This is a genomic window from Terrabacter sp. NPDC080008 (assembly GCF_040702505.1).
Classification (GTDB): domain Bacteria; phylum Actinomycetota; class Actinomycetes; order Actinomycetales; family Dermatophilaceae; genus Terrabacter.
This window is the reverse complement of record NZ_JBFBLC010000003.1, coordinates 182,221-196,494: the sequence shown is the minus strand read 5'-3', so window position 1 is coordinate 196,494 and position 14,274 is coordinate 182,221. Positions and strand designations below refer to the sequence as shown.

At 72.3% G+C, this 14,274-nt stretch carries 12 protein-coding genes and 1 tRNA gene; 4 read left to right on the top strand and 9 right to left on the bottom strand.

Annotation, left to right across the window (positions count from 1 at the left end; genetic code table 11):
- Positions 1-2: 2 nt before the first annotated feature.
- From AB0316_RS11095 to AB0316_RS11065, 7 genes are all read right to left on the bottom strand, one after another.
- Positions 3-404: a response regulator gene (locus AB0316_RS11095; RefSeq protein WP_366273069.1), complete on the bottom strand. Its 402-nt coding sequence runs from the start codon at positions 402-404 to the stop codon at positions 3-5.
- A gap of 131 nt (positions 405-535) precedes the next feature.
- Positions 536-2,728, bottom strand: coding sequence for a transcription termination factor Rho (rho, locus tag AB0316_RS11090; protein ID WP_366273068.1), 2,193 nt, complete (start codon positions 2,726-2,728; stop codon positions 536-538).
- Between the two features lie 238 nt (positions 2,729-2,966).
- Positions 2,967-3,950: a homoserine kinase gene (locus AB0316_RS11085; protein ID WP_366273067.1), complete on the bottom strand. Its 984-nt coding sequence runs from the start codon at positions 3,948-3,950 to the stop codon at positions 2,967-2,969.
- A 4-nt stretch (positions 3,951-3,954) separates the two neighbouring features.
- Positions 3,955-5,049 (bottom strand): threonine synthase, encoded by a 1,095-nt coding sequence (thrC, locus tag AB0316_RS11080; RefSeq protein ID WP_366273341.1) that lies wholly within the window; start codon positions 5,047-5,049, stop codon positions 3,955-3,957.
- Positions 5,049-6,353 (bottom strand): homoserine dehydrogenase, encoded by a 1,305-nt coding sequence (locus AB0316_RS11075; RefSeq protein WP_366273066.1) that lies wholly within the window; start codon positions 6,351-6,353, stop codon positions 5,049-5,051. The genes thrC and AB0316_RS11075 overlap by 1 nt, the downstream gene beginning before the upstream one ends.
- Before the next feature lie 107 nt (positions 6,354-6,460).
- A complete protein-coding gene (lysA, locus tag AB0316_RS11070; protein WP_366273065.1) occupies positions 6,461-7,879 on the bottom strand; it encodes a diaminopimelate decarboxylase in 1,419 nt (472 codons plus the stop codon).
- A 2-nt stretch (positions 7,880-7,881) separates the two neighbouring features.
- Positions 7,882-8,676, bottom strand: coding sequence for a DALR anticodon-binding domain-containing protein (locus AB0316_RS11065; RefSeq protein WP_366273064.1), 795 nt, complete (start codon positions 8,674-8,676; stop codon positions 7,882-7,884).
- 124 nt (positions 8,677-8,800) lie between these two features.
- Between AB0316_RS11065 and AB0316_RS11060 the strand changes: the two genes are divergently transcribed.
- Together AB0316_RS11060 and AB0316_RS11055 are read left to right on the top strand one after the other, a co-directional pair.
- Positions 8,801-8,872, top strand: a tRNA-Arg gene (locus tag AB0316_RS11060).
- Between the two features lie 241 nt (positions 8,873-9,113).
- Positions 9,114-9,731, top strand: a complete 618-nt coding sequence (locus AB0316_RS11055) for an ASCH domain-containing protein (protein WP_366273063.1) — start codon at positions 9,114-9,116, stop codon at positions 9,729-9,731.
- Positions 9,732-9,737: 6 nt separating this feature from the next.
- Here the strand turns inward: AB0316_RS11055 and AB0316_RS11050 are convergent, their stop codons facing one another.
- Positions 9,738-10,775 carry a hemolysin family protein gene (locus AB0316_RS11050; protein WP_366273062.1) on the bottom strand — a complete coding sequence of 346 codons (1,038 nt, stop codon included), beginning with the start codon at positions 10,773-10,775 and terminating at the stop codon, positions 9,738-9,740.
- Complete coding sequence (locus AB0316_RS11045) at positions 10,772-12,163, bottom strand: hemolysin family protein (protein WP_366273061.1); 1,392 nt, start codon at positions 12,161-12,163, stop codon at positions 10,772-10,774. The genes AB0316_RS11050 and AB0316_RS11045 overlap by 4 nt, the downstream gene beginning before the upstream one ends.
- A gap of 224 nt (positions 12,164-12,387) precedes the next feature.
- Here AB0316_RS11045 and AB0316_RS11040 point away from each other — a divergent pair, with 224 nt between their 5' ends.
- Positions 12,388-13,431 (top strand): ABC transporter ATP-binding protein, encoded by a 1,044-nt coding sequence (locus AB0316_RS11040; RefSeq protein ID WP_366273060.1) that lies wholly within the window; start codon positions 12,388-12,390, stop codon positions 13,429-13,431.
- The gene (locus tag AB0316_RS11035) at positions 13,428-14,231 is read left to right on the top strand and encodes an ABC transporter permease (RefSeq protein ID WP_366273059.1); all 804 of its coding nucleotides are present in this window, start codon (positions 13,428-13,430) and stop codon (positions 14,229-14,231) included. Before AB0316_RS11040 ends, AB0316_RS11035 begins: the two co-directional genes overlap by 4 nt.
- Positions 14,232-14,274 lie beyond the last annotated feature (43 nt).

The window sequence follows — 14,274 nt, the reverse complement described above, 5'->3', positions numbered from 1 at the left end:
GCTCAGCGAGCCCGGGCGAGCATGCCGTTGACGCGGTGCAGCAGCTCGCGAGGACTGAACGGCTTGATGACGTAGTCGTCGGCGCCGACGGCGAATCCGGTGTCGACATCGGAGTCGCGGGACTTCGCGCTGAGGAGGAGCACCGGCACGGAGGCGAACTCGCTCTCGCGGATCTTGCGCAGCACGTCGATGCCCGACAGCCCCGGCATCATCACGTCGAGGACGGCCAGCTGGGGCGGGTCGGCGACGAACGCCTCCCAGGCGCCGATGCCGTCGGCGACGGCCTGCACGGCATACCCGGCCTGCGTGAGCTTGAACTCGACGAGGTCTCGGATGTCGGCGTCATCGTCGGCCACCAGGACGCGGACGGGGCTGGCATCAGGGTCGCCGGCGGGCGCAGACATGGCTCTCCATCGTGGATCGGTCGGAAGGACCATTTTAGGCCAATTCACTTGTTTCTCACCCGAAAACGCCGAAAGGGGACGACGCGTGTGGCGTCGTCCCCTTCTGCCGGCGGCAGGACCGGGATGCCTGGTCAGGCGTCGTCGTCGAGCCGGGAGCCGCTCGTGTGCTGGACCTGCGTCAGGAACTCGTAGTTGGTGCGGGTCTTCTTGAGGCGGTCGATGAGCAGCTCGATGGCCTGCTGCGCGTCGAGACCGCCGAGGACCCGGCGCAGCTTCCACATGATCTTCAGCTCCTCGCTCGCGAGGAGGATCTCCTCACGGCGCGTGCCCGAGCTGTTGATGTCGACGGCCGGGAAGATCCGCCGGTTGGCCAGGTCACGGCTGAGGCGCAGCTCCATGTTGCCGGTGCCCTTGAACTCCTCGAAGATCACCTCGTCCATCTTCGAGCCGGTCTCGACCAGCGCGGTCGCGAGGATCGTGAGCGAGCCGCCGTTCTCGATGTTGCGCGCCGCCCCGAAGAACTTCTTCGGCGGGTAGAGCGCGGCGGAGTCGACACCACCGGAGAGGATGCGGCCGCTGGCCGGGGCAGCGAGGTTGTACGCGCGGCCCAGCTTGGTGATCGAGTCGAGCAGCACGACGACGTCGTGACCGAGCTCCACGAGGCGCTTGGCACGCTCGATGGCGAGCTCGGCGACCGTCGTGTGGTCCTCGGCCGGCCGGTCGAAGGTCGAGGAGATGACCTCGCCCTTGACGGCGCGCTGCATGTCGGTGACCTCCTCCGGACGCTCGTCGACCAGGACGACCATGAGGTGGCACTCGGGGTTGTTCGTCGTGATCGCGTTGGCGATGGTCTGCATGATCATCGTCTTGCCGGCCTTGGCCGGGGCGACGATGAGGCCGCGCTGGCCCTTGCCGATCGGGGCGACCAGGTCGATGATCCGCGTCGTGAGCACGTGCGGCTCGGTCTCGAGCCGCAGGCGCTGCTGCGGGTAGAGCGGAGTCAGCTTGCCGAACTCCACGCGCTTGGCGGCCTCGTCGGGCGACTGGCCGTTGACGGTGTCGAGGCGCACGAGCGCGTTGAACTTCTGCCGGCCGACGTTGCCCGACGGCTGCTCCCCCTCGCGCAGGGCCTTGACCGCACCGGTGACCGCGTCACCCTTGCGCAGCCCGTGCTTCTTGACCATGCCCAGCGGCACGTAGACGTCGCTCGAGCCGGCGAGGTAGCCGGAGGTGCGGACGAAGGCGTAGTTGTCGAGCACGTCGAGGATGCCGCCGACCGGCACGAGGACGTCGTCGTCGCCGATCTGCAGGTCGGTGTCGGCCCACTCCTGCCCGCCGTCGCGCCCGCGGCCGCGCTTGCGGTCGCGGCTGCGCTGGCGGTTGCGGCTGCGGCGGCTCCCACGCTCGTCGTCGTCGTAACCAGACTGCTGCCCGCGGTTGTGGTCAGCGGACTCGTCCTGGTGGCGGTCGTGCTGACGGTCCTGCCGGTCCTGCCGGTCCTGCCGCGGCTGGCGGTCGCCGCGGTCGTTCTGCTGGCGGTCGCCGCGGTCGTTCTGCTGGCGCTCGCCGCGGTCGTTCTGCTGGCGCTCGCCGCGGTCGTTCTGCTGGCGCTCGCCGCGGTCGTTCTGCTGGCGCTCGCCGCGGTCGTTCTGCTGGCGCTCGCCGCGGTCGTTCTGCTGGCGGTCGCCGCGGTCGTTCTGCTGGCGGTCGTTCTGCTGACGGTCGTTCTGCTGACGGTCGCCCTGCTGACGGTCCCCGCGGTCGCCGTGCTGACGGTCCTCACGCGGCTCGAGCGTCTCGCGCACCGCGCGCTCGGCGCGCTCGGCACGGTCGCTGCGGTCGCCACGGTCGTTGCGGTCACGACGCTCTCCGCGGACCGCACGCTCACGCGCCGGTGCTCCGGAGGTCTCGTCGGCACCGACCTGCGCGGCGGTCTCGGGGCGCGCGGCGGAGTCGGCCTGCGACTGCGGAGCCGCAGCCGCGGCGTCGGAGGCGTCGGAGACCGCTGCGGAACCGGCGGGGCGGCTGACCCGGCGCGACCCCCGGGTGCGAGCAGGAGCACCCTCGGTGGCTGCCGGTGCCGCCTCGGCGGAGGTCGCGGCGGAGGTCGCGGCGGGGGCCTCGCTGGAGGCGGCCGGAGTGGGCTGACCAGATGCTGCGGGGGCCGATGAGCCACCCGACTGACGAGCCTTGATCGCCTCGACGAGGTCGCTCTTGCGCATCTTCGTCGTCCCGGTGATCCCCATCGACGACGCGACGCCCTTGAGCTCGTCCAGCTTCATCGCGGACAGGCCGGAGACTGGACGGGTGGTTGTTTCTGACACGAAGGATCCTTCCCCCTCGTTTGCGACCCGGGAGATTCCAGCGGGCCGGACCTGGGCCAGGTGACCTGGCCGTCTGAGAGTCCACGTCGGCGCAGAACGCGCCCAGAGGCAGGTGACGTCGCCTCAGTGTGGGGGTGGCGCACCAGCCTGCGTTGTCGCGGCATGAGGTGCGTCGCAAGGATAACATCCGGGCAACGCGTGCATGCCCAACAGCACGCAGGTGTCGCCGGGTCGCGGGTCAGCGAGCCTGCACGACGGCGCCGTGTGCGGGAACCCCCGGAAGCAGCCTGCTCCAGTGGGACGAGAGGCAGCCCGCGTCCACCTGCGCCACCGAGTCACGCGTGCAGAGCACGAGCACGCTCGGGCCGGCTCCCGACACGACGGCGGCCTGGCCCTGCCCGCGCAGCAGGTCGACGAGGTGCATGGTCTCGGGGTAGGAGGCACGGCGGGCCTCCTGGTGCAGCCAGTCCCGGGTGGCCGCGTGCAGGTGCGAGGGGTCCGAGGTGAGCGCGTGCACGAGCAACGCGGCCCGGCCTGCGTCGGCAGCCGCCGCCGCGAGGGGAACCGTCGGGGGCAGCACGGCGCGCGCGGTGCGGGTGGCGAGCTGCGTGTCGGGGACGAAGACGACCACCTCGACATCGGGGTGCGGAGTGATGCGTGCGGTCACGGTGCGGTCGCCGCGGTCGAGCCCCGTGTCGTCGGGCATCCAGCTGACCGTCAGTCCCCCGTACACGCTGGCGGACGCGTTGTCGGGGTGGCCCTCGAGCAGGCTCGATACGTGCGCCGCCAGCCCGAGCTCGACCGGCACCGGCTCCCCGGGAGTCGGCCACCCGGCATACGGCAGGGAGGTGGGCGCGACGCCGGACGAAAGAGCTTGCGCCGCAACGACTCCCGCCACGATCGCCGTGGCGGACGAGCCCAGCCCTCGGCTGTGCGGCACTCCGTTGGTGGCCTCGATGAGCAAGCCGTCGGGGGCCTCGACCCCTAGCGTCCCCCACGTGTGCCGCATCGTGGCGTGGACGAGGTGGCGCTCGTCGGTGGGCACCTCACCGGCGCCCTCTCCGCTGACCCGGACGGACAGGCCGCCGCGGTCCGATGTCGACACGACGTAGCGGTCCCACAGGCCCAGGGCCAGACCCACCGAGTCGAAACCGGGGCCGAGGTTGGCGCTGCTCGCGGGCACGCGCACCTCGACGGAGCGTCCCGGGGGCACCCGGCTCACGCGGTCAGCCCTCGAGCCCGAGGGCCTGCGCCGCGGAGACCGCGTCCACGGAGACCCGGGTCGGCACGACGTCTCCCCCGTCGGCGGTGCGCAGGGCCCACTGCGGGTCCTTGAGCCCGTGCCCGGTGACGGTGCACACGATGCGCGCGCCCGGCGGCACGAAGCCCGCCTCGTGGCTGGCGAGCAGTCCGGCCACCGACGCCGCCGAGCCGGGCTCGACGAAGACCCCCTCCTGCGACGACAGGTAGCGGTGGGCCTCGAGGATCTGCTCGTCGGTCACGGACTCGATGCGCCCACCCGACTCGTCGCGGGCCGCGACGGCTTGCTCCCACGAGGCGGGGTTGCCGATGCGGATGGCGGTCGCGATGGTCTCGGGGTGGTCCACCGGGTGGCCGAGGACGATCGGCGCGGCACCGGCGGCCTGAAAGCCCCACATCTGGGGCAGGTGGGTCGCCGGGCCGCCCGGCGCGTCGGTCACCGGGTCGGCGAGGTACTCCCGGTAGCCGCGCCAGTAGGCGGTGATGTTGCCGGCGTTGCCAACGGGGAGGCAGTGGATGTCCGGGGCGTCGCCGAGGGCGTCGACGACCTCGAAGCTCGCCGTCTTCTGGCCCTCGATGCGAGCCGGGTTCACCGAGTTCACGAGCTCGACCGGGTAGGCCTCCGCGAGCTTGCGCGCCAGGGTGAGGCAGTCGTCGAAGTTGCCGTCGACCTGCAGGAGCGTGGCCCCGTGCGCGATCGCCTGGCTGAGCTTGCCCATCGCGATCTTGCCGTCGGGAACGAGGACGCCGCACGTCATGCCGGCCTTCGTGGCGTATGCCGCCGCCGACGCACTCGTGTTGCCCGTGCTCGCGCAGATGACCGCCTTCGCACCCTTGCGCGCGGCGACGCTGATCGCCGTCGTCATGCCGCGGTCCTTGAACGACCCGGTGGGGTTGAGGCCTTCGTACTTGAGGTACACCTCGGCGCCGATGCGCGCGGACAGCTTCTCGGCGTGGATGAGCGGTGTGCCGCCCTCGTGCAGGGTGACGACCGGCGCTCCCTCGAGCATCGGCAGCCGGTCGGCGTACTCGCGGATCACGCCGCGCCACTGGTGGGCCATCATGAACCTTCCACGCGCATGACGGAGTTGACGCCCCGGACGACGCCGAGCGTGCGCAGGCGCTCGACGGTGGACGACAGGGCCGCGTCACTGGCGGAGTGCGTGACGATGATGAGGTTGGCGCGGGCCGCCTGCCCGTCGCCGGCGGGGACGAGCTGCTGGCGCACCGTCTCGATCGACACGTCGTGGTCCGCGAAGACGGCGGCGACCTGCGCGAGCACGCCCGACCGGTCCTCGACGTCGAGGCTGATGTGATACCTCGTCTGCGCATCGCCCATGGTCAGGATCGGCAGGTCGGCGTAGCTCGACTCGCCCGGCCCGAGGCCACCGCCGACGCGGTGGCGGGCGACCGCGACGAGGTCACCGAGCACGGCGGAGGCGGTCGGGTCGCCGCCGGCACCCTTGCCATAGAACATCAGCTCGCCGGCGGCGTCGGCCTCGACGAAGACGGCGTTGAACGCCTCGCGGACACCCGCGAGCGGGTGGGTGCGCGGGATCATCGCGGGGTGCACGCGCACGCTGACGCCCTTGTCGCTGCGCTCGCAGATGGCGAGCAGCTTGACGACAGAGTCCATCTCGCGGGCCGCCGAGACGTCGGCCGCCGACACCTCGGTGATGCCCTCGCGGTAGACGTCGGCGCCGGAGACGCGGGTGTGGAAGGCCAGCGAGGCCAGGATCGCGGCTTTGGCCGCGGCGTCGAACCCCTCGACGTCCGCCGTCGGGTCGGCCTCCGCATAGCCGAGCGCCTGGGCCTGCTCCACGGCGTCGTCGAAGCCCGCGCCGGTCGTGTCCATCTTGTCCAGGACGTAGTTGGTGGTCCCGTTGACGATGCCGAGGACCCGGCGCACCTCGTCGCCGGCGAGGGACTCGCGGAGCGGGCGCAGCAGCGGGATGGCCCCGGCGACGGCCGCCTCGAAGTAGAGGTCGACGCCGTGCTCGGCGGCCGCCGCGTAGAGGGCCGGTCCGTCCTCGGCCAGCAGCGCCTTGTTGGCCGTGACGACCGAGGCGCCGTGCTGCATCGCCCGCAGGATGAGGGAGCGGGCCGGCTCGATGCCACCGATGACCTCGACGACGACATCGGCCCGGGTGACGAGTTCGGCGGCGTCCGTGGTGAACAGACCCGGGTCGACCCCTAGCGCTCCGCGGTCGCGGCCGCCGCGGCGCACGGCGATGCCGACGATCTCGAGGGGCGCCCCGACCCGGGCGGCCATGTCGTCCGCGTGCTCGGTGAGCAGGCGGGCCACGGCGCCGCCCACGACCCCGGCACCGAGCAGGGCGACGCGCAACGGCCTGGCTTCAGTCACGGTGCTCTCCACGCTGCGAATCCTGCCGTCTGTCCGACAGGTGGACGCCGTTGTTTCGCGATCCGGACAGCAACGGAGCAAGATCTGCGGCCGGCATCAGCGTGCCATCAGAGATCGAGCGCCAGCAGGTCGTCGATCGTCTCGCGCCGGACGATGACGCGAGCGCGCCCGTCCCGCACGGCCACGACCGGCGGCCGCGGCGTGTGGTTGTACTGGCTCGAGAGCGAGCGGCAGTAGGCGCCGGTGCCGGGCACCGCGATCAGGTCACCGGGTCCGACGTCGGCCGGGAGGAACTCGTCCTTGACGACGATGTCGCCGCTCTCGCAGTGGCGACCGACGACGCGGGCGAGCACGGGGTCCGCGTCCGAGGCGCGACCGGCGAGGGTGCAGGAGTAGTTGGCGTCGTAGAGCGCGGTGCGCACGTTGTCGCTCATGCCGCCGTCGACGGAGACGTAGACGCGCTGGGCGCCGCCGTCGAGGTCGACGGGCTTGACGGTGCCCACCTCGTAGAGGGTGAAGGTCGTCGGCCCGGCGATGGCGCGTCCCGGCTCGATCGAGATGCGCGGGACGGCAACCCCGTCGGCGCGGCACTCCCGCTCGATGATCTCGGCCATGCCGGCGGCCAGCCGCCGGGGCGGGAGCGGGTCGTGCTCGGTGGTGTAGGCGATGCCGAAGCCGCCGCCGAGGTCGAGCTCGGGCAGCTCGACGCCGAGCTCCCGGGCGATCCGCGTGTGCAGGCCGACGATGCGCCGTGCCGAGACCTCGAAGCCGGCAGTGTCGAAGATCTGTGAGCCGATGTGGCTGTGCAGCCCGAGCAGGCGCAGGGTCTCGGGGCGGTCGAGGATGCGACGGGCCGCCTCGAACGCCTGACCGCCGGAGAGCGAGAGCCCGAACTTCTGGTCCTCGTGGGCCGTGGCGATGAACTCGTGCGTGTGCGCCTCGACGCCGACCGTCACCCGGATGAGCACCGGGGCGACGACGCCGAGCTCGGCGGCGACACCGGCCACCCGGTCGATCTCCTCGAGCGAGTCGATGACGATGCGGCCGACGCCGTAGTCGAGGGCGTCGCGGATCTCGGCGACGGACTTGTTATTGCCGTGGAAGCCGACCCGCTCGCCGGGCATCCCGGCCCGCTTGGCCACCGCCAGCTCGCCCCCGGTGCACACGTCGAGGTGCAGGCCCTCATCGCGGACCCAGCGCGCGACCTCGGTGCAGAGGAAGGCCTTGCCGGCGTAGTAGACGTCGGCGCCGCCCGACAGACCGTCGAACACCTCGGCATACGTCTGCTTGAAAGCCCGTGCGCGCGAACGGAAGTCGTCCTCGTCGACGATGTATGCGGGTGTGCCGAACTCGCGCGCCAGCTCGGTCACGCTCACGCCCCCGACACGGAGGACACCGTCGGGGCCGCGGTCGACGGAGGATGCCCAGAGGGAGGGGACGAGGGCGTTGACGTCGACGGGGGTCTGGAGCCACGCGGGACCCCGGTAGCCCTCGGCGTGCAACGCTCCGGCTTCGTGTGCGCGCATGGCTACATCCTTTCCGGGGCCGCAGCACCCAGGCGCGTGAGTCCATTGCGCAAGACGATGCGAGCTGCGTCGGCGAGCAGCAGACGCGCCGCGTGGACCGGCTCCGGACGCGAGCCGACCAGCTCGGGGCGCACGGGGTGGTCCCAGGCGTCGGCGAGCGCCGCGAGGTCGGTGACGGCGCGCTGCTGCTGCAACGCGTCGCCGGTGTGCTTGTCGAGTCGTTGGGGCAGGTCGGCGAGGGCCACGAGGAGCTGCCGTTCGGTGACGTGCGTCAGCTCGGTGAGGCGGGCGGAGGAGCGGCGCTCGACCCCGACCGCCTCGGCGTTGCGGATGATGCGGCACAACCGGGCGTGGGCCAGCTGGGCCGTGCGGACGGGGTCGTCCACGGCTCGGGCGCCGGGCACCTCGGTGACGGGGCAGAACACCTCGCCCTCGGCCAGGGCGTAGGTCTCCTGCTGCTCGCGCACCAGCGGCACGATGTCGGAGCGCGCCGCGTCCTCGAGCGTCAGGGCGATCAGTCCGCTGGGCGCGACCTCGACCGCGGCGACCGGCTTCTGCAGGGTCAGCCCCTGGGCGAGCACCCGGGCCAGCTCCCGGGGCTCGAGGCCGAGTCCGGGCGACCAGCGCTGGGCGACGGGTGTGACCCAGTCGGCCACGACACCGGCGACCCGTGGATCCGTCGGGCGGAAGAGCGGACCCTCCGGAGGCCCCTGCGTCGCAGCGGTCGGCAGCTCTGCGGACGCGACGGCCTCGGCCACGACCTGCGCCAGGAGGGCGCGCAGCTGCTCCGGGGTCATGCGGGCGAGTCTACGAGGGGGCCCGCCGAGAGCCTGACGGGGCCGGATGCGGCTCGAGGGGCGGGTGATTGAGTGTTCGTCGCGCACTGCTGCTAATCTCACCGAGCGCATGAAAGTGCGTGTCGCCCCCGTAGCTCAGGGGATAGAGCACCGCCCTCCGGAGGCGGGAGCGCAGGTTCGAATCCTGCCGGGGGCACAGACGAAACGAAGGGCCGACCTGATGGCGCGGAGCGCCGCTCAGGTCGGCCCTTCGTCGTCGTGCCCCCGAGGGCTTCGGGGAGGTTGCTTCCGAGGAACGAGGAAGGAACCGGAGTCCTGCCGGGGGCACCAACGAACGAAGGCCGTCTTGTCGAGCGCGAAGCGCCGAGAAGACGGCCTTCGTCTCACGCCCGCGATCGGAGCCCTGCCGGGGGGGCAGCGTCTGCGACAGTGATGCCGTGCTCATCTCGAAGCCAATCGCCGAGGGCATCCGCGACGGCACCGTCACCCAGGCCTTCCGCCGCTGGGACGCCCCACGCGTCAAGGTGGGCGGCCTGCAGCTGACCCCGGCCGGCCTTGTTCGCTTCGACTCCGTCAGCCGGGTGCGCGACCCGGATCGCCTCACCGAGCGCGACGCCCGAACCGCCGGCGCCAAGGACCTCGCCGCCCTGCGGCGCGCGCTGGCGCCCAAGACGGCCAAGCCGTCGGCCCGCGGTGGCCGTGGCGGCGACACGGTCTACCGGATCCGGCTCAGCTGGGCGGGTGAGGACCCGCGGCTCGAGCTGCGCGCCAGCATCCCCGACGAGGACGAGCTGGCCGGCATCGCGGCACGCCTCGCCCGCCTCGATGCCAGGCCGACGGGTCCGTGGACGCGGGAGATCCTCGAGTGGATCCGCGACAACCCGCACGTGGTCTCCAAGGAACTGGCGACCCTGCGCGGCGTCGACCTGCTGCCGATGAAGGCCGACATCCGCAAGCTGAAGGCCTTGGGCCTGACCATCAGCCACGACGTCGGCTACGAGCTGTCACCGCGCGGGGCGGCATACCTTCGCTGGCTGCACAGCCACCCCGGCTGACGGACGTCAGCGCTGGGTCGTGTCGGTGACCTCGCCCACGAGCTCCTCGAGGACGTCCTCGAGGAACACGACGCCGCTCACGACGGCGTCCCCGTCGACGACACGGGCCAGGTGGGCACCGGTCAGCTGCATCGTGGCGAGGACGTCCTCGATCTCGTCGTCGGCGCGCACCGTCGCGAGGCGCCGCACCCGCTTGGGTGGGACGGGCAGCTCGTGCCGCTCGTCGTCGGCGTAGAGCACGTCCTTGAGGTGGATGTAGCCGGCGATCTCGCCCGCGGCGTCGAGGACGGGATAGCGGGAGAAGCCGTGCTTGGCGACGAGCCGCTCGATGTCGGCCGGGGTCGCCCCGAGGGTGACGGTCTTGAGCGACGCGACGTCGACGGCCACGTCCCGGGCGAGCTTGTCGGAGAACTCCAGCGTCTTGGCCACCAGGCCGTGGCGCTCCTCCTCGATGAGGCCCTCGCGGCGGGACTCACCGACGATGTGCGCCACCTCCTCCACGGTGAACGCCGAGGTCAGCTCGTCCTTGGGCTCGACGCGGAAGAGCCGGACCAGCCACTTGGCCACGGCCTCCATGGCGTGCACGAGCGGCCGCAGCGCCCGCGCGATGAAGAAGAGCGGGGGCACGAGCAGGAGGGCGGCACGGTCGGGCCCCGCGATGGCGAGGTTCTTCGGGATCATCTCACCGACGACGACGTGCAGGTAGGACACGATGAGCAGCGCCAGCGCGAGCGCCACCCCGCTCGCCCAGGCGTCGGACAGCGACCACGCGTGGAAGATCGGCTCGAAGAGGTGGTGCAGCGCCGCCTCGGCGAGGGCGCCGAGGCCGACCGAGCACACCGTGATGCCGAGCTGGGCGGTCGCCAGCATCGACCCGAGCCGTTCGAGGGCGAGCAGACACGACTGCGCCCGCTTGCTGCCACCGTCGGCGAGCGGCTCGAGCGTCGAGCGGCGCACCGCCATGGCCGCGAACTCGGCCCCGACGAAGAAGGCGTTGCCGAAGAGCAGCAGGACGGACACGAGGTAGACCCACGGGCCGCTCACGAGCGCTCCCCCGCCTTCCCGGCCGAGGGCGTACGCGTGCCGCTCGGCTCGTCGTGTCCGTCACCGGTCGCGTCGCCCTCCGCGGGCAGCGAGTCGGGGTCGGGCACGAAGCGCAGCCGGTCGACCCGCCGGCCCTCCATGCCGACGACGTGGATGCGCCAGCCGGGCACGGTGACCTCGTCACCGACGACCGGCACCCGGCCGAGGCTGGTCATGACGAAGCCGCCCATCGTCTCGTAGGTGGAGCCGTCGGGCACGTCGGCGTCGAACGCGTCGCGCACCTCGTCGGGCCGCCACAGGCCGGGCACCGTCCAGGACCCGTCGACGAGCTCGCGGCCGCCCTGGCGGCTGCGGTCGTGCTCGTCGGAGACCTCGCCGACGATCTCCTCGACGACGTCCTCGAGCGTGACGATGCCGGAGGTGCCGCCGTACTCGTCGACGACGACGGCCATCTGGAAGCCGCCCTCACGCAGCTGGCGCAGCAGCGGGTCGAGCCGGATCGTCTCGGGCACGACGAGACGGTCGGACATCAGGGCCGAGACGGGCACGTCCTTGCGGCGGTCGTGCGGCACGGCCATCGCCTTCTTGACGTGCACCACCCCGTCGACGTCGTCCCAGTCGTCGCCGAGCACGGGGAACCGGGAGTGCCCGGTGCGGCGTGAGAGGCGCAGGACGTCGTCGGCCGACTCGTCGCGGTGGATGCCGATCGAGCGCACGCGCGGCGTCATGACATCGTCGGCGGTGCGTTCGCCGAAACCGAGCGAACGGGTCAGCATGCGCGCAGTCGTGACGTCGAGCGTGCCGGCCTCGGCCGAGCGCTGCACGAGGCTGGCGAGCTCCTGGGGGGTGCGCGCCCCCGACAGCTCCTCCTGCGGCTCGATGCCGAGCGAGCGCAGGAAGCGGTTGGCCGAGCCGTTGAGCAGGACGATGAGGGGCTTGGCGATCACGGCGAACACGCGCACCGGCAGGGCCACCACCTTGGCGGTCGCCAGTGGGGCGGAGATGCCGAGGAACTGCGGGAGCAGCTCGCCGAACACCATCGAGAAGACCGTCGCGATGGCCAGGGCCAGGGCGCTGGAGACCGCCTCCACCGCGCCCGCCCCGAGGCCCAGGGCCGCGAGGGGGCCCGAGAGCAGTGCGCCGATGGAGGGCTGCGCCAGGTAGCCGACGACGAGGGTCGTGATCGTGATGCCGACCTGCGCCGCCGACAGCTGCGTGGACAGCTGCTTGATCGACTGCAGCACGACGCGGGCTCGGGAGTCGCCCTCGTCGATGGCGCGCTGCACGGTCGGGCGATCGATGGCCACGAGCGAGAACTCGGCGGCCACGAAGAGGGCGGTGCCGGCCGTGAGCACCACGGCCCCGAGGACGAGGAGCCACTCCGTCACCGGCGGACCTCCGGTCGGGTCGGGCTGGGGTGGCCGCAGCGGGCCGGGCCCTGGTCGCGAAGCGAGGTCATGGTCAGCCCACTATAGGGATCGCGGGTGACACCGGCGCGTCCCGCCGTGCCACATGCACCTGCATGGAGGCTGGGTATGCCGTGTGGTTGAGTTGGGCGCGCAACGACGCCGGCCCGCCGGGTGGGCCGACGGACCTTGACGGAGGGATCACGGTGGCGGCTGGACGACCGGAGGTGGCCGGGCGCATCGAGGTGCGCGGGCTGACGAAGCGCTTCGGCTCGCTCACGGCCGTCGACCACCTCGACCTCGACGTCGAGCCGGGCCGGATCACCGGCTTCCTGGGCCCCAACGGCAGCGGCAAGACGACGACCCTGCGCATGCTCCTCGGTCTCGTCCGGCCGACCGCGGGATCGGCCACCATCGACGGCCACCGCTACGTCGACATCCCCAACCCCCTCACCGTGGTCGGGTCGGCCCTCGAGGCGACGAACTTCCATCCCGGACGCACCGGGCGCGACCACCTGCGCGTCCAGGCCGCCGTCGCGGGCGTCCCGGACCGACGGGTCGACGAGCTGCTCGAGCTCGTCGGCATCCCGGCCGCCGCGCGCAAGCGCGCCGGCGGCTACTCGCTCGGCATGCGCCAACGGCTCGGCCTGGCCGCCGCCCTCGTGGGCGACCCGCGCGTCATCATCCTCGACGAGCCCGCCAACGGCCTCGACCCCGAGGGGATCCGCTGGCTCCGCGGCTTCCTGCGCCACCTCGCCGACGAGGGCCGCACCCTGCTGATCTCCAGCCACATGCTCTCCGAGGTCGAGCAGACGGTCGACGACGTCGTCATCATCGCCAACGGCAAGCGCGTCGCGCAGGGCACCGTCGCCGAGCTGCGTGGCGAGCCCACGGCCTACGTGCGCACCTCCGACCCGGAACGGCTCACGGAGTCGCTGCGGCAGCGCGGCCTCGCCGTCACCCCCAGCGGACGCGGCCTGCGCGTGACCACCGAGGACCTCGCCGTCGTCGGCGACGTGGCGCACGCGAGCGACGTCGCCATCCACGAGCTGCGCGCCGAGCAGACGCACCTCGAGGAGCTCTTCTTCAACCTCACCGAGCGCGACGAGCACCGCAACCGCAACCTCGGTCAGCCGCCGACCGGTGCGCCGGTCGACCTGCCACCCCCGAGCGGTGCGCCCATCGACCCGGCCCTGCTCGCCGACCCGACGCCGCCGCAGGGCGACGACCACGAAGGAGGCGTCCGATGAGGGCCGCCGTCCACGCCGAGCTGCGCAAGCTCTTCACCACGCGCCTGTGGTGGGGCATGGCCATCGCCGTCCTCGTCAGCGGCGCCGCCTTCGCCCTGCTCTTCGCGTTCTTCTTCACCAGCTCCGCCGCGCGGGGGCCTCAGGCCGGGGCCGTGCCGCGGACCGACGCGGCGCTCGCCAAGGCGGTCTTCACCGGCGGCCTTCAGGTCGGCTACCTGCTGACGCTCGCCATCGGCGTGCTCACCATCGGCTCGGAGTACCGCCACCAGACCATCACGGCGACCTTCCTCGCGATCCCCCGCCGCGGGCGCGTGATGGCCGCCAAGGTGGTCTCGCTGCTCGTCATCGGCGTGCTCTACGGCCTGCTGTCCCTCGCCGGTGCGGTGGGGGCCGGCACTCTCGTGCTCACCTCCAAAGGCGTCTCCCCTTTCGCCGACCCCTCCATCTGGCGAACGCTCGCCCTGTCGCTGCTCGTGCTCGGCCTCTGGGCGCTCATCGGCCTCGGGGCCGGCATCCTCATCCCCAACCAGGTCGCCGCGCTGCTCATCTCGGTGGCGGTCGCCTGGATCGTGGAGCCGCTGCTCGGTCTGGTGCTGACGCTGACCGACTGGGGCAAGAACGTCGCCCCCTACCTGCCGAGCCGCGCCACGAGCGCGATGCTCGAGTCGTCGAGCGGCGGCTTCGACAACCAGCCGCTGCACCAGCTGAGCTGGTGGGCGGGGGCCCTCGTGCTGACCGCGTACGCCGCCGTGATGGCCGGGCTGGGCACCTGGCGCACGCTGCGCTCCGACATCAGCTGACGGCATACGCCCTCTCCCCGGCAGGGTCGCCTCGGCCTGGATC